Source organism: Serratia sp. CY56464, from assembly GCF_052168435.1.
GTDB classification, from domain to species: Bacteria; Pseudomonadota; Gammaproteobacteria; order Enterobacterales; family Enterobacteriaceae; genus Serratia; species Serratia marcescens.
In genome coordinates, this window is sequence record NZ_JBJNMV010000005.1 from 1 (window position 1) to 17,844 (window position 17,844).

Annotated in this window: 15 protein-coding genes and 1 rRNA gene; 4 read left to right on the plus strand and 12 right to left on the minus strand. The window is 61.3% G+C overall.

Going from position 1 to position 17,844, the window contains the following annotated elements:
• A 5S ribosomal RNA gene (gene rrf, locus ACJ8KE_RS19405) occupies positions 1 to 113 on the plus strand; the annotation flags it as partial.
• A 258-nt stretch (positions 114 to 371) separates the two neighbouring features.
• Complete coding sequence (locus tag ACJ8KE_RS19410; RefSeq protein WP_016929861.1) at positions 372 to 1,682, plus strand: MFS family transporter; 1,311 nt, start codon at positions 372 to 374, stop codon at positions 1,680 to 1,682.
• A gap of 36 nt (positions 1,683 to 1,718) precedes the next feature.
• Here ACJ8KE_RS19410 and pssA read toward each other — a convergent pair whose 3' ends face one another.
• The 4 genes from pssA to trxC all read right to left on the minus strand — a co-directional run bounded on the left by pssA (position 1,719) and on the right by trxC (position 7,147).
• Positions 1,719 to 3,074: a CDP-diacylglycerol--serine O-phosphatidyltransferase gene (gene pssA, locus ACJ8KE_RS19415; RefSeq protein ID WP_028127521.1), complete on the minus strand. Its 1,356-nt coding sequence runs from the start codon at positions 3,072 to 3,074 to the stop codon at positions 1,719 to 1,721.
• A 152-nt stretch (positions 3,075 to 3,226) separates the two neighbouring features.
• Complete coding sequence (locus ACJ8KE_RS19420; protein ID WP_079452313.1) at positions 3,227 to 5,875, minus strand: bifunctional acetate--CoA ligase family protein/GNAT family N-acetyltransferase; 2,649 nt, start codon at positions 5,873 to 5,875, stop codon at positions 3,227 to 3,229.
• Between the two features lie 42 nt (positions 5,876 to 5,917).
• Positions 5,918 to 6,613, minus strand: coding sequence for a tRNA-uridine aminocarboxypropyltransferase (locus tag ACJ8KE_RS19425; RefSeq protein ID WP_004928866.1), 696 nt, complete (start codon positions 6,611 to 6,613; stop codon positions 5,918 to 5,920).
• Positions 6,614 to 6,727: 114 nt separating this feature from the next.
• Positions 6,728 to 7,147: a thioredoxin TrxC gene (gene trxC / locus ACJ8KE_RS19430; RefSeq protein WP_442517352.1), complete on the minus strand. Its 420-nt coding sequence runs from the start codon at positions 7,145 to 7,147 to the stop codon at positions 6,728 to 6,730.
• 207 nt (positions 7,148 to 7,354) lie between these two features.
• On the opposite strand from trxC, the gene ACJ8KE_RS19435 reads away from it, so the two are divergent.
• Positions 7,355 to 8,443 (plus strand): tRNA/rRNA methyltransferase, encoded by a 1,089-nt coding sequence (locus tag ACJ8KE_RS19435; RefSeq protein WP_004928870.1) that lies wholly within the window; start codon positions 7,355 to 7,357, stop codon positions 8,441 to 8,443.
• A gap of 60 nt (positions 8,444 to 8,503) precedes the next feature.
• Here ACJ8KE_RS19435 and emrB read toward each other — a convergent pair whose 3' ends face one another.
• The 7 genes from emrB to ACJ8KE_RS19470 form a co-directional block, all read right to left on the minus strand.
• Positions 8,504 to 10,042 carry a multidrug efflux MFS transporter permease subunit EmrB gene (gene emrB, locus ACJ8KE_RS19440; RefSeq protein ID WP_016929856.1) on the minus strand — a complete coding sequence of 513 codons (1,539 nt, stop codon included), beginning with the start codon at positions 10,040 to 10,042 and terminating at the stop codon, positions 8,504 to 8,506.
• 17 nt (positions 10,043 to 10,059) lie between these two features.
• Positions 10,060 to 11,232: a multidrug efflux MFS transporter periplasmic adaptor subunit EmrA gene (gene emrA, locus ACJ8KE_RS19445; RefSeq protein ID WP_016929855.1), complete on the minus strand. Its 1,173-nt coding sequence runs from the start codon at positions 11,230 to 11,232 to the stop codon at positions 10,060 to 10,062.
• Between the two features lie 23 nt (positions 11,233 to 11,255).
• Positions 11,256 to 12,707 (minus strand): efflux transporter outer membrane subunit, encoded by a 1,452-nt coding sequence (locus tag ACJ8KE_RS19450; RefSeq protein ID WP_028127520.1) that lies wholly within the window; start codon positions 12,705 to 12,707, stop codon positions 11,256 to 11,258.
• A 28-nt stretch (positions 12,708 to 12,735) separates the two neighbouring features.
• On the minus strand, positions 12,736 to 13,254 hold the full coding sequence (gene mprA / locus ACJ8KE_RS19455; RefSeq protein ID WP_004928879.1) for a transcriptional repressor MprA: 519 nt from the start codon (positions 13,252 to 13,254) through the stop codon (positions 12,736 to 12,738).
• Between the two features lie 162 nt (positions 13,255 to 13,416).
• A complete protein-coding gene (gene ygaH, locus ACJ8KE_RS19460; RefSeq protein ID WP_016929852.1) occupies positions 13,417 to 13,764 on the minus strand; it encodes an L-valine transporter subunit YgaH in 348 nt (115 codons plus the stop codon).
• Entirely contained in the window at positions 13,754 to 14,500 is a 747-nt protein-coding gene (locus tag ACJ8KE_RS19465) for an AzlC family ABC transporter permease (RefSeq protein ID WP_016929851.1), read from the minus strand. Before ACJ8KE_RS19465 ends, ygaH begins: the two co-directional genes overlap by 11 nt.
• 121 nt (positions 14,501 to 14,621) lie before the next feature.
• Positions 14,622 to 15,821 carry an MFS transporter gene (locus ACJ8KE_RS19470; protein WP_197759195.1) on the minus strand — a complete coding sequence of 400 codons (1,200 nt, stop codon included), beginning with the start codon at positions 15,819 to 15,821 and terminating at the stop codon, positions 14,622 to 14,624.
• A 105-nt stretch (positions 15,822 to 15,926) separates the two neighbouring features.
• Here ACJ8KE_RS19470 and ACJ8KE_RS19475 point away from each other — a divergent pair, with 105 nt between their 5' ends.
• Entirely contained in the window at positions 15,927 to 16,805 is an 879-nt protein-coding gene (locus tag ACJ8KE_RS19475; RefSeq protein ID WP_004928891.1) for a LysR family transcriptional regulator, read from the plus strand.
• Between the two features lie 30 nt (positions 16,806 to 16,835).
• Here ACJ8KE_RS19475 and proX read toward each other — a convergent pair whose 3' ends face one another.
• Entirely contained in the window at positions 16,836 to 17,837 is a 1,002-nt protein-coding gene (gene proX / locus ACJ8KE_RS19480) for a glycine betaine/L-proline ABC transporter substrate-binding protein ProX (RefSeq protein WP_016929848.1), read from the minus strand.
• Positions 17,838 to 17,844: the final 7 nt, after the last annotated feature.

Consider the following 17,844-nt stretch of genomic DNA (forward strand, 5'->3'; position numbering starts at 1 on the left):
GGCGGCAATAGCGCGGTGGTCCCACCTGACCCCATGCCGAACTCAGAAGTGAAACGCCGTAGCGCCGATGGTAGTGTGGGGTCTCCCCATGCGAGAGTAGGACACTGCCAGGCATCAAACAAAGCCGAAAGCCCTGAACTGACGTTCAGGGCTTTTTGCTATGCGTAAAAAGGAAAATCCCCGTTGTAATCCGCTTCAATTTTCATCGTACTGTTTAATATTCATCACAAAACCAACGCATTGTTTCTCTGAATGTCAGATATTCTTCGTCCGCTATTAAGTTTGGCTGTTAACTTATAAATAACAATAAAGTAACAACCAGGGCGGCAGGACGCCGAATTTCATCATTGCTATGGCTCGGAGAAAATATCATGACAGAAACAACCTCGGCTCTTGGGGATGAGCACGGCGTCGAACAGGAGGCGCTGGATAACAAGAAACGCATTTTCGCTATCGTCGGGGCTTCATCAGGCAATCTGGTGGAGTGGTTTGATTTTTACGTTTACTCCTTCTGTTCCATTTATTTTGCCGCCTCGTTCTTTCCAGCGGGCAACAGCACCACGCAGCTGCTGCAAACCGCCGGTGTTTTCGCCGCCGGCTTCTTTATGCGACCTATCGGCGGTTGGCTGTTCGGCTATATTGCCGACAAGCATGGACGAAAAAACTCAATGCTGCTTTCAGTCTGCATGATGTGCGCCGGATCGCTGGTGATCGCCTGCCTGCCGACGTATGAATCGATCGGCAGTTGGGCCCCGGCGCTGCTGCTGATCGCTCGGTTGTTCCAGGGGTTGTCGGTGGGTGGCGAGTATGGCACCAGCGCCACCTACATGAGCGAGGTGGCAATCAAGGGGCGGCGTGGCTTCTACGCATCGTTCCAGTACGTGACGCTGATTGGCGGGCAACTGTTGGCGCTGCTGGTCTTGGTGATCTTACAGCAGATATTGCCCGCCGAAGAGCTGAAAGCCTGGGGATGGCGTATTCCGTTTGCCCTGGGGGCCGTGTTGGCGGTGGTGGCGCTTTACCTGCGCCGCTCGCTGAATGAAACCTCCGATGCGAAGACGCGTAACCACAAAGATGCCGGTTCGCTGACGGGGCTGTGGAAAAATCGCAAGGCGTTCCTGATGGTGCTGGGCTTTACCGCCGCCGGTTCACTGACCTTCTACACCTTTACCACCTACATGCAGAAATACCTGGTGAACACCGCCGGTATGGACGCCAAGCTGGCCAGCGCCATCATGACCGTTGCGCTATTCGTCTTTATGCTGCTGCAGCCGGCGGTAGGCGCGTTTTCGGACAAAATCGGCCGTCGCAGCTCGATGCTGATCTTCTCAGCCTTCGCCACGGTGTTGACGGTGCCGATCCTGTTTGCCTTGAAAGAGGTGACCAACCCCTTTATGGCGTTCGGTCTGATCGTGTTGGCGTTGTTCGTTGTCAGCTTTTACACCGCGATCAGCGGGCTGCTTAAAGCCGAGATGTTCCCGCCGGAGGTACGCGCGTTAGGGGTAGGCTTGTCTTATGCGGTGGCGAACGCCCTGTTCGGCGGTTCGGCAGAATATGTCGCGTTGTCGCTTAAATCATTCGGCGTGGAGAATGCCTTCTTCTGGTACGTTTCCGGCATGTGCCTGCTGGCGTTGCTGGTTTCGCTTCGGTTGCATCGCAAAGGGAAGGAGATACAGCTGTAATAAAAACCCCGGCCTTGGCCGGGGTCAGAGTATCGCTTACAGGATACGGCTAATCAGCCGATCGATGCGGATACGCCGCAGACGGCGAATCAGCTTGCGCACCTTGATCGGATACTGCTGAATGCTTTGCAGCTCCTGATAGTGGCCGACCACGGTGGTGTGGGTGCGGATGCACTCCAGCTCTTTTTGCCGCTGTTCGCGCATCTCTTGTTTGGGATCGTGGATCAGAATAGCGTTTTCCAGATCCAGCCGCCAGGCGCGCGGGTTGAGATTATTGCCGGTAATCAGCTGCCACTCTTCGTCTACCCACATGCCTTTCAGGTGATAGCTGTTATCGCCATCCTTCCACAGACGCACGATCAGCTGCCCGGTATCGATATAACGCTGCAAGCGGCTCAGGAAGCGGCGCAGGTTGATCTCGTACAGGTAGGGCAGCGCGCCGATGATTTTGAACGGCTGGTCTTCCGGAATATAGAAATCGTTGGCGGTCTTGTCGCCGACAATGATCTCCACCTGTTTGCCCTGGCGCAGCAGATAAATGATGTTGCGCACCAGCAGCGCCGGCAGGTTGAAGTAGGGGGTACAGAGCGTCAGTTTCTGGTCGGCGCACGACATCAGGTGATGAATGGTTTTATTCAGCACGCTTTGCTTGCCAAGCCCAACCAGCGGCGTCACCGCCAGCTCATCGTTGCCGGCCTTGCCGCGGAAGTGGTAACCGGCGCGGCGCAGGGCGAAACGGAACAGACGGGTCTCGTTTTTGATCTCCGGGCTTTTCGGCCGATCGCTGCGATCGAGGCGCTGTACGGCGCCGGCGGTGAGCAGATGCTGCTTGATGTAATCGATCAAGGTATCGGCCAGCACGCCGTTGGTGATCAGCTGATAGCGATCGTAACGGTATTTCTCATGCTGATGCAGATAAACGTCGTTGATGCTGGCGCCGCTGTAGATCGCGGTATCGTCGACCACAAAGCCTTTCAGGTGCAGTACGCCTAACGCTTCGCGGGTATTGACCGGCACGCCGTAGATCGGCACCGACTGTTCCGGATGTTGGCTGGCCATGGCGCAGTACCAGTCGGCGTTGGTATTGGCGGCGGCGGCGCCGATGCGCCCACGCTGTGCGCGGTGCCAGTCGACCAGTACGCAGATTTCCAGCTCGGGCCGCCGCTGTTTGGCTTGATACAGCGCGTTGAGGATCTCGCGCCCGGCGTCGTCATGCTCCAGATACAGAGCCACCAGATAGATGCGTTGGGTGGCGTTGGCGATGGCGCTCAGCAGCGTGGTGCGAAAATCGGACGGCGCGTACAACGTACGAACATCAGCAACCGTCTGGGGGAGTTTGGGCAGTTGTGCAAGGTGTTGTTGATGTTTGCTACGTTTAAATTTTGACAACATCACAGTGCGTTTCTTCTCTCATGATTGATGGCCAGAACGCCACAGGCATAAAAACAATAAACCGAATAATCGGGCGATAATACCATTAGTTGCCCCGATTGTGCGTATGTTTTGGCGTTAAGTGATGGATTCGTAGCGCATTGCGACGCAGGTCACTGCGCGTCGGCGGCCTGCAGCGGCAGCGTCAGATTGACGATGCCGTCCTCAAGCTGCACCTCAATGCCAAAGCCCAGCCGCTGCGCCAGTGCGATCATGCCGCGGTTATTCGGCATGGTGATGCCGCTCAGACGGGTCAGGCCATGAGCGCGCGCATAGGCGATCATTTTCTCCAGCAACTGACGGCCCAGGCCCAGTCCTTTGAGGTCGGAACGCACCAGCACGGCGAATTCGGCGTCGGTGTTGTCCGGATCGGACAGCGCGCGGGTCACGCCGATGATCTCGTCTGCGCGCACCGCCACAAAGGCCATTTCTCGATCGTAGTCGATCTGCGTCATGTTGGCCAAATCGTCATGGGTAAACTCATTGATCTCGCTGAAGTAGCGATAATAGAGGTCTTCCTTGGTCACCCGGTCGATGAAATGCTTCAGCGCTGGCTCGTCTTCCGGCAGGATCGGGCGGAACAGGCATTGGCTGCCGTCTTTCAACGCGATGGTCTCTTCCAGCTCATGCGGATAAGGGCGGATCGCCAGCCGCGCCTGCGGATCGCCGCTGAACGGCGCGAGCTGCATCGAAACGTCCAGCAGAGTGAATTCGCTGCCGGAGGCCAACACCGGGTGAATATCCAGCCGGGCGATCTCCGGGCAGTCGAGGATCAGGTTGGAGACCTGCACCAGCAAGCGGCTTAGTCCAGGGATATCTAAAGGCCGCAGCGCGCTGCGCCCGCGGATCTTGCCGCCTTTCACCGCCTGCAGCACCAGATAACGCGCCAGCGCCATGTTCAGCGGCGGCAGCGCGACCGCCACCTGATTTTCCTGGCGCCATTCCACACCGCCTTCACCCAGCATGATCAGCGGGCCGAAAATCGCATCCTGCTCCACCGCGATGCGCAGCTCCTGGGCGCCGGCGCGGTTGGCCATGCTCTGCACCAGCAAGCCGTGGATGCGCGCCTGAGGGTAGGTGCGCTTCACGCGGTCGAGGATCGCCTCCGCCGCGCGCTGCACTTCGGTCGCGGTGCGCAGGTAGAGCATGACGCCCTGAACTTCCGACTTGTGCGGGATATCCGGCGAACGGAGCTTCAGCGCTACCGGGTAGCCGATCTGTTCGGCGATATGTACCGCTTCGGCGCTGTCTTCGGCGATCCAGGTCGGCAGGGTGCTCAGGTCATAAGCCTGCAGAATGGATTGCACCTCGTGGGTATCCAACTGGGTGGCGCCTTCGGCCAGCGCCTGATGGATCAGGCGGTGAGCGTCGGCGGTATTGGCGGTCAGGCCGACCGGCAGCGCCGGGGTCTCTTTCAGCTGCTTCTGGTTGCGGCGGTATTCCACCATATGCATAAAAGCGGTCACAGCGCCTTCCGGCGTGCGGTAGGTGGGAATGGCGGCCTCGGTAAACAGCCGGCGCGCCTCTTGCGAAGAGTATTCGCCGCACCAGTTGGTCAGCAAGGTGATGCGTTTGCCGCGCGCATGGCGGTGCAGCGCGTCGATCAGCCGCTGCGCCGTGGCGGTGCCCGGCGCCGCCGCGCTCGGCGCATGGATCAGCAGCAGCGCGTCATAGTCGTGGCTGTCGAGCAGCGCTTCGAGAGCCGCCAGGTAGCGCTGCGGCGTGGCGTCGTCGCGCAGATCGAGCGGGTTGCCGGCGCGAATGAAATCCGGCAGCGCATCGCTCAGCTTCGCCAGGCTCTCATCGTTCAGCGTCGCCAGCTTGCCGTTGCGCCCGAGCAGCTCGTCCAGCGCCATTGCCGCCGGCGCCGCCCCGTTGCTGACGATCATCAGCCGCTCGCCGCGCAGCGGATGCATATGGCTGAGGGTTTCCACCGCGGAGAACAGCTCATGGGTATCCTGCACGCGCAGCAGGCCGGCTCGCTGGATGGCGGCGTCGTAGGCGGCGTCCAGCCCCTGCTGGCTGTTGAGCAGTAATTGCGCCTGTTGGCTGCGGCCGCTTTTGATCACCAGAATGGGCTTGTTGCGTGAGGCGCTGCGCGAGGCGGAGAGAAAGCGCCGTGCGTCGCTGATGTTTTCCAGATACAGCAGGATGGCGCTGGTTTTGCTGTCGCGCGCCAAAAAGTCGAGCAGGTCGTCGACGTCGATATCCAGGCTGTCGCCCAGCGCGATGAAGTAAGAGAAGCCGACTTCGCGCTGCTGCGCCCAGTCGAGAATGGTGTTGGCGACGGCGGCGGACTGCGAGATAAACGCCAGCTTGCCTTTTTGGATCGGCACCGGCGAGAAGCTGGCGTTGATGCCTTGCCACGGCGCCAGTAATCCCAGACTGTTGGGGCCCAACAGCCGCATGGCGTAGCGCTGCGCGCAGGCTTTCAGCTCGGCGAACTGTTCTGGCGGTGAAGAGAGCACGATGGCGGTTTTGCAGCCGCGCTGCCCCAGCGCGTCGAGCAGCGCCAGATTACGCTTGGCGTGAGTGCAGATGATCGCCAGATCCGGCGTCAACGGCAGGCTGGCGACGTCGGGGTAGGCCATGACGCCGCATACCGCCTTGTAGCGCGGCGTCACCGGCAAGATGGGGCCGCCGAAACCGCCGGCCAGCAGGTTGCTCATCATCAGGTTGCCGGCGCGGCCCGGCTGCTGCGAAGCGCCCAGAACGGCGATCGATTTGGGACGTAGTAGCGCTTCTAACCCTCGCTGGCTCATGCACGGCTCCTTTTGGCAACGTTACGCCTGATTTTAGGCGCTTTATGGCTGCATTGCTGTGACCGATGCCTCCGGCCGGGTCGGTTTTCCCGCCAGATACTGTTGGCGGAAATAGCGAAAATGCTGATTCAACCCTTCGGCGGCCGGCAGATCGCCCGCCTGTTGCAGCAGGGCGGCGGCCACTTCCGCCGTGCAGTGTTGCTCGGCGCGGCTGGCTTCGCGCAGTTGGTAGTCCGATGCGGCGTCGACGTTGAGGGAAAACACCGGGAATTGATTGAGATACGGGCTTTTACGGAACATTTTGCGCGCCTCCGCCCAGGTGCCATCCAGCATGATGAACAGCGGCGGTTTGCCGCCGACGGGCAGCGCGCTGAACACCGGCCGTTCGGCGTCGGCGTAGGACGCGGGGAACACCACATAAGGCTGCCGGGTGGGATCGTTGATGGCCGCCAGCAGGGCGGGATCGACCTCGGTACGCGACCAGAGGAACGCCTGGGTGTCCGGCAGGATATCGGCGATCAGGCGGCCGGTGTTGCTGGGCTTGAGCGGCTCGGCGCCGAACATGATCAGGCAGAAACGGCTGCCGGCCTGCTGTGGGCGAATGGTGTCGCACAGGCAGTTCTTATGCGGCAGCAGGCAACCCTGACAACGTGCCACCCGGCAACCGCGTGCCAAAAAAGGGCGGGTGGCGCGGTCTAAACGGAATTGGCGCAGGCGAAGTACGGCGTTGTCGGTCATAACGATCCTGGGGAAAAACCGTTATTGTAACGCAGAAAAAAGCCCGCCGGGAGGGGCGGGCTCGATCGGGGCGCGTTCGCGCGCAATGGCGGGATACGGCCTATACTTGCCGAATCACACTAACTCGTTGAGCCAGTTCTCAAACGGCGCTTTCGGCATCGCGCCGTTGAGCATGTCGACCATTTTGCCCTGACGGAACACCATGATGGTCGGGATGCTGCGGATGCGGAAACGGGCGCTCAGCTCCGGCTCGGCTTCGGTGTTCACTTTCACGAAGCGCACTTTGCCGGCGCGCTCTTCGGCCACGTCTTCAAAGATCGGCGCAAAGCTGCGGCACGGGCCGCACCACGGCGCCCAGAAATCGACCACGACCGGCAGATCGTCCTGCAGCAACTGGTCCAGCGTGGCGGCGGTGGCGTTGATCACTTCACCGTCGAAGAGCTCATGGCCGCAGCGGCCGCATTTCGCGTTGTCCGCCAGACGTTCTTCCGGCACGCGGTTGGTGGCATTGCAAGCTGCACAAACTGTATTCATGTTGACCTCGGGTACAGAGAAAGCATGGTCCCCGCAACGCGGTTGCGGAGATGTTTCTTTAATGCTGACAATTATCGGCAAAACCCGGCGCGTGAACAATGAGGTTTGTTCAATGGATGTGATAGTTGGGAGCTTTTAGCGCAAGTTGGTGGCTTCGTGCACCAACATCAGGTAATCTTCGCGCCCTGCGCGTTGGTGGAGAAGACAATGAACGATTCATTTAGTGGCAAGAACGGTAAAGTCAAAGTGATGTACGTCCGCAGTGACGACGACAACGGCGACGACCGTAACAAGAATAAACGTCCGGCCGGCAAAGGCCGTCCGGCTGACGGTGCGCGATCGGGCCGCACCGGTCAAGACAAGGCGCGCGGCGGCAACGATCGCCGCGGCGCCGACTCCCGCCGCAGTGAAAGCGATCGTCCTCGCCGTCCGGCGCGCTCTGAAGATCGCGGTGGCAATGAGTCGCCGTGGAGAACCGTCTCGCGCGCGCCGAATGAAGAGCCGGCGTTCGATCATGGCGGCATCAGCGGCAAAAGCTTCATCGATCCTGAGCAACTGCGCCGCCAGCGCGCGGAAGAAACCCGCGTTTACGGTGAAAACGCCTGTCAGGCGCTGTTCGCCAGCCGTCCGGAAGCGATTGTGCGCGCCTGGTTCGTGCAGTCGGTCACCCCGCGCTTCCGCGAAGCGCTGCGCTGGATGGCGGCTAACCGCAAAGCTTACCACGTGGTGGATGAAGAAGAACTGGCCAAGGCTTCCGGCACCGAGCACCACGGCGGCGTTTGCTTCCTGATCAAAAAACGTCAGGGCCTGGATGCGCAGACCTACCTGAAAACCGCACCGGCGACCGACTGCGTGCTGGCGCTGGAGGAAGTGGGCAACCCGCACAACCTGGGCGCCATCGTCCGTTCGTGCGCCCACTTCGGCGTCAACGGCGTGCTGCTGCAGGATCCGGCGCTGCTGGAATCCGGCGCGGCGGTGCGCACCGCAGAAGGCGGGGCGGAGCATATCAAGGCGATCAACGCTGACGATTTCCTGTCGGTGCTGGATACCTTCCGCAAGGCGGGTTACACCATCGTCACGACCTCGAGCCACAAAGGCACCGCGCTGGCGCAGGCCAAGCTGCCGGCCAAGATGGTGCTGGTGCTGGGCCAGGAACGCGACGGTCTGAGCGACAGCGCCTGGCAGCAGGGTGACATGAACGTGTCTATCGGCGGCACCGGCAAGGTGGAAAGCCTGAACGTTTCCGTGGCGACCGGCATTCTGCTGGCGGACTGGTGGCGTCAGAATCAGGCGTAATCTTTTCTACGTCGGATAAAAAAACGGGCGCCCCAGGGCGCCCGTTTCGTTTATTGCAGCTTAGTGCGCGCCGCCGCCCCCACCGCCGCCGGAGCTGAACGGCGGTTTCGCCACCCACACCAGCACCAGCAGCACCAGGAACACCCCGGCCGACAGCCAGAAGATTTCGTTGGCGGAGATGATCAGGCCCTGCGCGGTGATCTCGTTGGCGATGTACGCCGACGCCTGCTGCTTGCTCATGCCGAGCTGCTCCAGCTGGTGGTACATCTCCTGCGACTGCGGGTTGTACGGGTTGACGAACTCCGTCAGCTGCGAATGGTGCTGCGATTCGCGCTGCGTCCACAGGGTGGTGGTGATCGAGGTACCGATCGAACCCGCCAGCGTTCGCGTGAAGTTCGACAGGCTCGATGCCGCCGCCATACGCTCCGGCGGCAGGCCGGACAGCGTGATGGTGGTCAACGGCATGAAGAAGCAGGCGATGGCGAAGCCCTGGACGAACTGCGGCCAGGCGGAAGCGCCGAAGTCCATGCCCGGTTCAAACGTATAGGCGCGCCAGTAGAAGCACACGGCATACATGATGAAGCTGAAGGTCACCAGCCGGCGCATGTCGAGCCGGTTGCCGAACTTACCGATGATCGGCGACAGCAGCACCGGGATCAGCCCGACCGGCGCCGACGCCAGCCCCGCCCAGGTGGCGGTATAGCCGTACACCTCTTGCAACAGCTGCGGCAGCAGAACGATGGCGCCGAAATACAGCATGTACGCCAGGCTGATGCACAGGCAGCCGATGGTAAAGTTGCGCGACTTGAACAGCGACAAATCCACCACCGGATGATCGTCCGTCAGCTCCCAGACCACCAGGAACAACAGCGCCACCACCGCCACGACGGTCAGGGTGATGATCTCGGTCGAGTTGAACCAGTCCAGCTCCTTGCCCTGATCGAGCATCACCTGCAGCGAACCGATGCCGACGATCAGCAGCACCAGTCCAACCGTGTCGATCGGTTTGATCTCGGTTTTGGTTTCTCGCCCCTTCAGCGTCGCCATCGCCGCCATGATAACGAAGGCGCCGATCGGGATGTTGATGAAGAAGATCCAACCCCAATGGTAGTTGTCGCTGATGTAACCGCCGAGGATCGGCCCGAATATCGGCGCGACGATAACGGTCATCGACCAGAGCGCCAGGGCCATCGCTCGCTTGGCGGGCGGGTAGTTATTCAGCAACAGGCTCTGCGACAGCGGGATCAGCGGCCCGGCCACCACGCCCTGGATCACGCGGAAGAAGATCAGCATGCCGAGGCTGTTGGAGATGCCGCACAGCCAGGAAGCGAGGACGAACAGCGCGGTGGACCAGAGGAACAGCCGCACTTCGCCGATGCGCTTCGCCAGCCAGCCGGTGATCGGGATCGAGATGGCGTTCGCCACGCCGAACGAGGTGATCACCCAGGTCCCCTGCGAGTTGGAAGACCCGAGGTTACCGGCAATGGTGGGGATCGCCACGTTGGCGATGGTGGAGTCCAGCACCTGCATGAAGGTCGCCATGGCGAGCGCGACCGTCATCCAGGCGAGCTGGGCGCCTTCAAGCGGTTTCTGTGGCAAGATGGCCTCCCGCGCGCTTAGCCGGCGTTCGCATGGATCACGTCGGCGATCAGCTGGTTAACCGGCGCCAGATTCAACGCCAGCGCGTCGCTCTGGTACAGCGGTTTGTCGCGCACCACGTCAGACAACACGCGGCCGTCCAGGTTGGCGGTGTCGACGGTCACCAGCGTCGAAAGACCGATGCGCAGCGGATGATCGGCCACCTGCTTGGCGTCGAGCTCAATACGCACCGGCAGACGTTGCACCACCTTGATCCAGTTGCCGGTCGCGTTCTGGGCCGGCAGCAGCGAGAAGGCGCTGCCGGTGCCCATGTCGATACCGACCACTTTGCCTTGATACACCACGTCATCGCCGTAGACGTCGCTGACCACCGTCGCCGGCTGGCCGATGCGCATGTTGGCGATCTGGGTTTCCTTGAAGTTGGCGTCAACCCAGATGTGATCGGCCGGCACCACCGCCATCAGCGGCGAACCGGCGGCGATCTGCGCGCCGACCTGCACGCTGCGGCGCGAGACATAACCGGTAATCGGGCTGATCACCTTGGTACGCTGCAGCGCCAGCCAGGCGTCGCGCATCTGCGCGGCGGCCTGTTGGATCGCCGGCTGCTGTTCCAGCGGGGTATTCAGCACCATCGCCTGATTGGCGTTGTATTGCTGCACCGCCACTTCCAGGGCGGCCTTGGCGCTGTCGACCGCATCGCGCGCGTGTTGCAGTTCTTCGCGGCCGATGGCGTCGACGCTGCCCAGCACCACGCGGCGTTTCAGATCGTTCTCGGCCTTGCTCAGATCGGTCTTGCGCAGGGCGATGTTGGCCTGATATTGCTTGCTGTTGATGATCAGCTGGTGGGTCTGACGCACGCTGTTGGCCAGGCCGGTCTTGGCGCGTTCAAACGCCTGCTCGGCATCGGTCGGGTCGAGCGTCAGCAGCACGTCGCCCTGCTTGACGTAGTCGGTGTTGTCGAAATTGACGCTGTTCACGCTGCCGGACACCTGGGCCATGATCTGCACCTGGTTGCCGGAGACGTAGGCGTCGTCGGTTTCCTGATGATGACGCAGCACCAGGAACCAATACACTAAGTAAGCCACCCCTATAACAATGAAAATAACCGTCAGCAACAGCAGCCAAAATTTGCGCTGCTTCTTTTTGCCGCTCGGCTGCTGCGGGTTTTGAGTTTCCGCGCTTGCGCTCATGGTGTTCTCCAAGCCTTATATTATTATGCTTTCGAATCCGCTGCGGCCGGGGCCTGATAGCCACCGCCCAGCGCGCGGATCAGTCCTATCTTCGCCTGCAGTAAATTGCTGCTGGCATTCAACTCCGCCTGTTGCTGCTGTAATAGCTGCGTTTGGCTGGTCAACAGATCGTCGCGCCCGATAATCCCTGCCTGGTAACGGGCGTTGGCGACCTGGTACACCTGTTGCATCGACTGGGCCGCGGACGCCGCCTGCAGCTGCTGTTGCGCAGAACTCTGCTGGATGGTGATGGCGTCAGCGGTTTCCTGTACCGCATTCAGGATGGTTTGGTTGTAGGATTCCACCGCTTCGTCATACAGCGCGGATTCCTCGCCCAGCTTGCTGCGCAGCGCCCCGGCGTGGAAGATCGGCAGCGAGATCGCCGGCATCACGTTCCAGGCCTGGCTGGCCGCTTCAAACAGATTCGGGCTGGTGCCACTGGTATTGGTGGTCATCAGGCCGGCGAAGGCTGAAATGGTCAGGCTGGGATAAAACTCTTTACGCGCGGCGCTGACGCGCTGGCTGTAAGATTCCACCAGCTGGCGTTGCGCGGCGATGTCCGGGCGTTTACCCAGCAGATCCGCCGTCAGCTCGCCCTGCGGCGCCATCAGGTTGTCTGCGGGCAACGGCACCTGACGCAGGTGCTGCATGGCGTTCGGCCCCTGGCCCGCCAACGCGGCAAGCTGGTGTCTGAGCTGTTCGATTTGCGACTGCAGCTGCAGGATCTGCTGCTTGGCGACGTCGGACTGCGCCTGGGTCTGTTGCGGCACATCGACGCCGGTCAGCCCGGCCTGATAGCGCTGTTGGCGCAGCGCGGTCAGGCGCTCATTGTTGTTTACTTCCTGCTGCAGCAGCTTCTCGAGCGCCAGATTGCTCTGCAGCTGGTAGTAGGCGGACGCCACCGAGCTGGTCAGCGTCAGCGCCGCCTGTTCCTGCTCGGCGCGCGCGGCGTTGACCTGCGCCTTGGCGGCGTTCACCTGGTTGCGGTATTTGCCCCACCAGTCGAACTCGTACGCCAGGTTCAACCCCAGCGAGTTGGAGCTTTCGTAGATCGGCTTATGCGGATACCCCAGCCCCATATTGACGTTTTGCGGCACGCGCTGGCGCTGGGTGCTGGCGTTCAGATCCAGGTTCGGCCCGTTGGCGGCGCTGGCTTCACCCACCACGCTCTGCGCTTCGCGCACGCGGGCGGCGGCTTGACGCAGGGTCGGCGAGCTTTGCAGCGTCTGCGTCATCAGGGTATCCAACTGCGGATCCTTGAGGGCGCGCCACCACTGCGGGCTGACGGCCAGCGAACTGACTTTCGGCTGAGCCAACTGCAGGCTCTGCGGATCCATCAGCGTGGATTGCGGGGCAATATTATCGGTCGAAGCACACCCGGCCAGCAGTAACACGGCGAACAGCGGGGTGAATCTCCAGTGAAATGGGGATCGCATAAGTAGGTACCTGAACAGAAATTGTGAATTAGGGTAACTGTTCTGTGATTTCCATTTGATCCAGACGTGCCAGCAATTTGCGCGTCAGCTGTTCCAGCTGTTTTTGCTCATCGTCGGTCAATGTGGACCACAGGAAATGCAGACATTGATGCTGCGGCGGCAGCAGTTGACTGAGAAATTCTTCCCCCTGCGGCGTCAGGTGCAGATGCAGGCAGCGGCGATCGTTGTCGCTTTCCCGGCGCTCGATCCAGCCGCGTTTTTCCAGCTCGTCGGCGATGCGGGTCGCATTGGTGCGCGAGGAGCCTAAGGCAGAGCTTAGCTCAGAAGGTTGGATGCTGTGGCTTTCCTGCGCATCCAGGGTAATCAGCGCCATAAACAGTGTTTCGTTAATCCCCTGCGCTTTGAGCATCTTATTGCGGTTTTCCAGCAGCTTGCCTTGCATGTGCATGCACAGGCGGGTCAGCAGGATTTCCTGATAAGGGAAATCTTTCTGCCGCGTGGCGCGGAAATTCAGCATTTGTTCTATGGGGGCAAACGAGCTTTCCATAATTTAGGGCCTCATTAATTTCGTTCGAGATAGTAACGACGGTGACAAATAATGTAAATGTTCAGCCGTGCGGATAATTTAGCAATTCGTGTCATTTGTCAGTGTTTGTAAAGATGTGGCGCCTGAAAACGCCAGTGTGAAGCCAAACGATCGGGAGCGGCGTCAGCCCGCGCCGAAAATCATTAACAGCTTTAATGTGACGCCAAAGGCCGTTGCGCCGAGCAGCGTCGACAGAATGATGCTTTTGCTGCGGTAGAAGCACAGCGCCAGCGCGGCGAACCCCACCAACGTCGGCAGCAGTTTGTCCGGCTCGCGCATCACCACCGGCGTGCTGGAGACCACCAGCAGGGCGCAGATCGAGGCGATGCCGATGCTGTCGAGCAGCAGGGCGGCTTTACCGCGTTTGAGGCCGGGCTGGGCGCGCGCCGGCGCCAGCCGCAGCGGCAGATAACGGAACAGGTAATTGGCGCAGCCCACCACCAGGCCGATCACCAGCACATCAGTGTTCATGGCTGGCCTCCGCAGGGGCAGGTTGGAACAGAGCGGCGACGCAACCGGCGCCGATGCCGGCCAAAATGGCGACCGGGATGGAGAACAGCACCACGCCGAGCAGCGCGCCGGCCAATGAGGCAGCGATGGTCAGGCTCTGCGGACGCCGGAAGGCGGCCAACAGGAAGCTGAGAAACAGCGCCGGCAGCATGAAGGCCAGCGAGGCCTCGATCACCGGGAACTGCTCCAGCGGGCCGTTGCCGAACAGCGCGCCGAGCGCGGTGCCGGCCACCCAGGAGAGCCAGGAACAGAGCGCGATGCCCAGCATCCAGTTTTCGCTCCAGCTGCGGTTATTGCGCATCAGCCTGGCGGTGGCGGCGGCGAAGACCTCATCGGTCAGACCAAAGGCCCACATCGCCGTTTTACCGGGCGACATGCGCGAAACGATACGATGACGCAGCGCCGGGCCGTACAGCAGGTGGCGCACGTCCATCGCCATCACCGTCAATGCGGAGACCCACAGCGACATCCCGGCGCTCAGCAGGGCGGTGATCACGAACTGGCTGGCGCCGGCGTAGATGATGCAGGAGAAGAAAATGCTTTCCAGCGGGGAAAAACCCAGTTTGACGGCGCTGAGGCCGAAGGCGAACGCCACCGGGACATACCCGATGACGATCGGCAAACTGTCGACGACGCCGTTGGCGAAGGTGGCGCTGACGGCGGGCGGATTGAGGCTGTCTGCAGCTTGGCTTTGCATGGTTGTGGATCGCAGGGTAGATAGGACTTCAATAGTTTATGCCCAGAACATTACCAGAGAGTAAGTAATGTTTATACCCTGTACCGCTAATAAATTTCTTTAGTGACTATTTGCACGATAATCAGATTGGCGCGGGCCCCTGCGGATCGTGGTGCTTGCCGAGCCACCAGGTCAGCAGGTTGAGCAGGCATAACACCCCGCCGGCGGCGGCCACGCCGTACCAACCGGCATGTTGATAGGCCGAGGCGGAGAGCAGTGAACCGAGAGCGCCGCCGATAAAGTAGCTGGTCATGTAGCCGGCGGTCAGGCGGTTGCGCGCGTCCGGCATGATGCGGTACATCACGCTCTGGTTGGTGACGTGCACCGCCTGCACCGCCAGATCGAGGATCAGGATGCCGGCGATCAGCGCCCACAGCGATTGTTTGGCGAACGCGATAGGGATCCAGGACAGCAGCAGCAACACCAGGCCGACGGTGGTGGTCAGCCCGGCCTTGCCTTTGTCCGCCAGATGCCCGGCGCGCGAAGCGGCCAGCGCCCCGGCGGCGCCCACCAGGCCGAACAGCCCGATCACTCCCTCGGAATAGTTGAACGGCGGCGCGGCGAGCAGAAAGGCCATTGAGGTCCAGAGCACGCTGAAGTTGGCGAACGACAGGGCGCCGAGGATGGCGCGGGTGCGCAGCAGCGGCGTGCGGCAGAACAGGCTGAAGATCGAGGCCAGCAGCTGCGGGTAGTTCAGCCCGGAGTGTTGCTTATAGCGCGGCAGCGCGCGCCACAGGATCAGCGCCATCAGGAGCATCAGCACGCTGGCGACCCAGTAGATGGTGCGCCAGCCGCCGAACGACGCCAGTGCGCCCGCGACGGTTCGCGCCAGCAGGATGCCGAGCAGCAGGCCGCTCATGATGATGCCGACGGTCTTGCCGCGCTTTTCCGGGTGGGCCAGCGTGGCGGCCAGGGGCACCAAGATCTGCGCCACTACCGAGAACAGCCCGGTGAGCGCGGTGCCGAGGATCATCATCGGCAGCGTGGCGGAGGTGGCGGTGATCAGCATGCCGCCGGCGGCCAGCAGCGTCATGAAGACGATCAGGCTGCGGCGTTCGAACATGTCGCCGAGCGGCACCAGCAGCAGCAGGCCGGTGGCGTAACCGAGTTGCGCGGCGGTGACGATAAAGCCGGCCTGGTTGACCGACAGGTTGAAACTGGTGGCGATGGTTTCCAGCAGCGGTTGCGCGTAGTAGTTGCTGGCGACCGCCAGGCCGGTGGCGATGGCAATCAGCACGGTCAGCGCCGGGCTGAGGCCCGGATGGGCGTTTTGTGGGTTCATGATTTTTTCATCACGGGAAGAAGATAGCGCGCAGTATCCGGCAACGCGTCTGCGGAAACCAATGTATAATTTTCATTTGATTTATCTCATTTCAAGATAGATGCCATGAACCTGAAACAGATCCGCTACGCGCTGGCGGTGGCGGAAGAACAGAGTTTCACCCGGGCGGCGCAGCGCTGCCATACGGTGCAGTCGGCGCTCAGCCACCAGATCGCCAAACTGGAAGAAGAGCTGGGCTGTACGCTGTTTGAACGCACCTCGCGCCGGGTGCGGTTGACCCCCGCCGGCCAGGCTTTCATTCCGTCGGCGCAGCGACTGTTGGCGGCGCAGCAGGCGCTGGTGGAAGAGGTGACCGCCGCCGGCGATGCGGTGTCCGGCACCCTGACCATCGGCACGATTTCAACCATAAACGCGATTGATCTGACCGAAAAGCTCGACAAGTTTCATCGCCACTATCCGGCGGTGAACATCCGCCTGTACGTTGGCATGAGCGAAGCCCTGCTGGAGGATGTGCGTCAGCAGAAGTGCGATATGGCGTTCGTCGGCATTTGGCCCGGCGATGTCGATTTACTGCCGATGTCGCACCGGCAGTTGACCGATGAGCCACTGGTGGCGCTGGTGGCGCCGCAGCACCCGCTGGCCAACCGCGAGCGGGTAAACCTGCAAGCGCTGGCGGAAGTACCGCTGGTGGATTTCTACAGCGGCACCGGCGCGCGGCGCCAAACCGATCGCGCCTTCCTGGCGGCGGGCATCCGCCGACACGTCAGTTTTGAGATAGATCATATCGAATGGCTGGAGAATTTGGTGCGGCGCGGATTGGCGGCGGGCATCGTACCTGTCTCGACCGCGCAACGCTTAAGCGCGCTGGTGTCGATTCCGATTGAAGACGGGCCGCGGCGCCAGGTGTATTGCATCTGGCCGCAGCCCTTGTCGAACGCCGCCGCACGTTTTTTACAGTTCAGCGGCATCGATATGGCGGGGTAGGGGCGCGGCAAAGGCGGCGCCCCTGAACGGTTACGACTTCGCCGCTGCGGCGGCGGTTTTCACCCAGCCGTCGAAGGTCGCCTGGTGCGCCTTGATCCAGCCGTTAACGTGGTTCTGGATATCGGCTTCCGAAGCCTGGCCTTCATGCATGCGCAGGTTTTGCGCGTTGATGTCGGCGATCGGCAGCTTCATGATGGCGAACAGCTTGGCGGCCGCCGGGTTGGCTTCGGCCCACTGCTTGTTGGCGGCGATGCGCATGGTGTTGACCGGGAAGCCGTAGTTGGCGCCGTTAGGCAGCTTGGTATCGACGTTCTTCTGCTCGCCCGGCAAGGAAGAGAACGGTACCTGCAGCCAGACCACGTCGCGGCCCGGCACCATCACATCGCTGACCCAGTACGGCGTCCAGGTGTAATACAGCACCGGTTTGCCCTCTTTGTAGCGGGTAATGGTGTCGGCGATCATCGCCGCGTAGTTGCCCTGGTTGTGTTCGACGGTGTTGCTCAGGCCGTAGGCCTTGATGTGGTGGTTGATCACCGCTTCGCAGCCCCAGCCCGGGGTGCAGCCGGTCAGATCGGCCTTGCCGTCGCCGTTGGTGTCGAACAGCTTGGCGATCTTGGGATCCTTGAGCTGCTCGACGTTGGTGATGTGGTATTGCTCGGCGGTTTTCTTGTCGATCAGGTAGCCCTGCGCGGCGCCGTTGACGTAGACGCCTTCGCGGTAGAACTTGGCGTCGCCGCCGGCGGCCTTGTACTGATCGGCGTGCAGCGGATCCCAGTTGACCGCGATAAAGGTCGCATCGCCGGAGGCGATCGAGGTGTAGGCGACGTTGTAATCCACTTCACGCGGTTCTTTCACGTCATAACCCAATTTTTCCAGCGCTTTGCTGACCAGCAGCGTCTGGAACGTCTCTTCGGATATGGTGCTTTGCACCGGCTGTACCGCGATCCCCTTGCCGGGTAAATCTGCGGCGCTCACGCTCTGTGAGCCAATCAGCGTCGTCAGGGCGAGAGCCCAGATGCCCGTGGTGCGCATAGTGTTT

Coding starts and splice junctions, on each gene's coding strand:
- ACJ8KE_RS19450 (WP_028127520.1), bottom strand. CDS start 12,707: ATGCGATCCCCATTTCACTGGAGATTCACCCCGCTGTTCGCCGTGTTA.
- pssA (WP_028127521.1), bottom strand. CDS start 3,074: ATGTTGTCAAAATTTAAACGTAGCAAACATCAACAACACCTTGCACAA.
- ACJ8KE_RS19475 (WP_004928891.1), top strand. CDS start 15,927: ATGAACCTGAAACAGATCCGCTACGCGCTGGCGGTGGCGGAAGAACAG.
- emrA (WP_016929855.1), bottom strand. CDS start 11,232: ATGAGCGCAAGCGCGGAAACTCAAAACCCGCAGCAGCCGAGCGGCAAA.
- ACJ8KE_RS19425 (WP_004928866.1), bottom strand. CDS start 6,613: ATGACCGACAACGCCGTACTTCGCCTGCGCCAATTCCGTTTAGACCGC.
- ACJ8KE_RS19465 (WP_016929851.1), bottom strand. CDS start 14,500: ATGCAAAGCCAAGCTGCAGACAGCCTCAATCCGCCCGCCGTCAGCGCC.
- proX (WP_016929848.1), bottom strand. CDS start 17,837: ATGCGCACCACGGGCATCTGGGCTCTCGCCCTGACGACGCTGATTGGC.
- mprA (WP_004928879.1), bottom strand. CDS start 13,254: ATGGAAAGCTCGTTTGCCCCCATAGAACAAATGCTGAATTTCCGCGCC.
- ACJ8KE_RS19470 (WP_197759195.1), bottom strand. CDS start 15,821: ATGAACCCACAAAACGCCCATCCGGGCCTCAGCCCGGCGCTGACCGTG.
- ACJ8KE_RS19410 (WP_016929861.1), top strand. CDS start 372: ATGACAGAAACAACCTCGGCTCTTGGGGATGAGCACGGCGTCGAACAG.
- trxC (WP_442517352.1), bottom strand. CDS start 7,147: ATGAATACAGTTTGTGCAGCTTGCAATGCCACCAACCGCGTGCCGGAA.
- ACJ8KE_RS19420 (WP_079452313.1), bottom strand. CDS start 5,875: ATGAGCCAGCGAGGGTTAGAAGCGCTACTACGTCCCAAATCGATCGCC.
- ygaH (WP_016929852.1), bottom strand. CDS start 13,764: ATGAACACTGATGTGCTGGTGATCGGCCTGGTGGTGGGCTGCGCCAAT.
- ACJ8KE_RS19435 (WP_004928870.1), top strand. CDS start 7,355: ATGAACGATTCATTTAGTGGCAAGAACGGTAAAGTCAAAGTGATGTAC.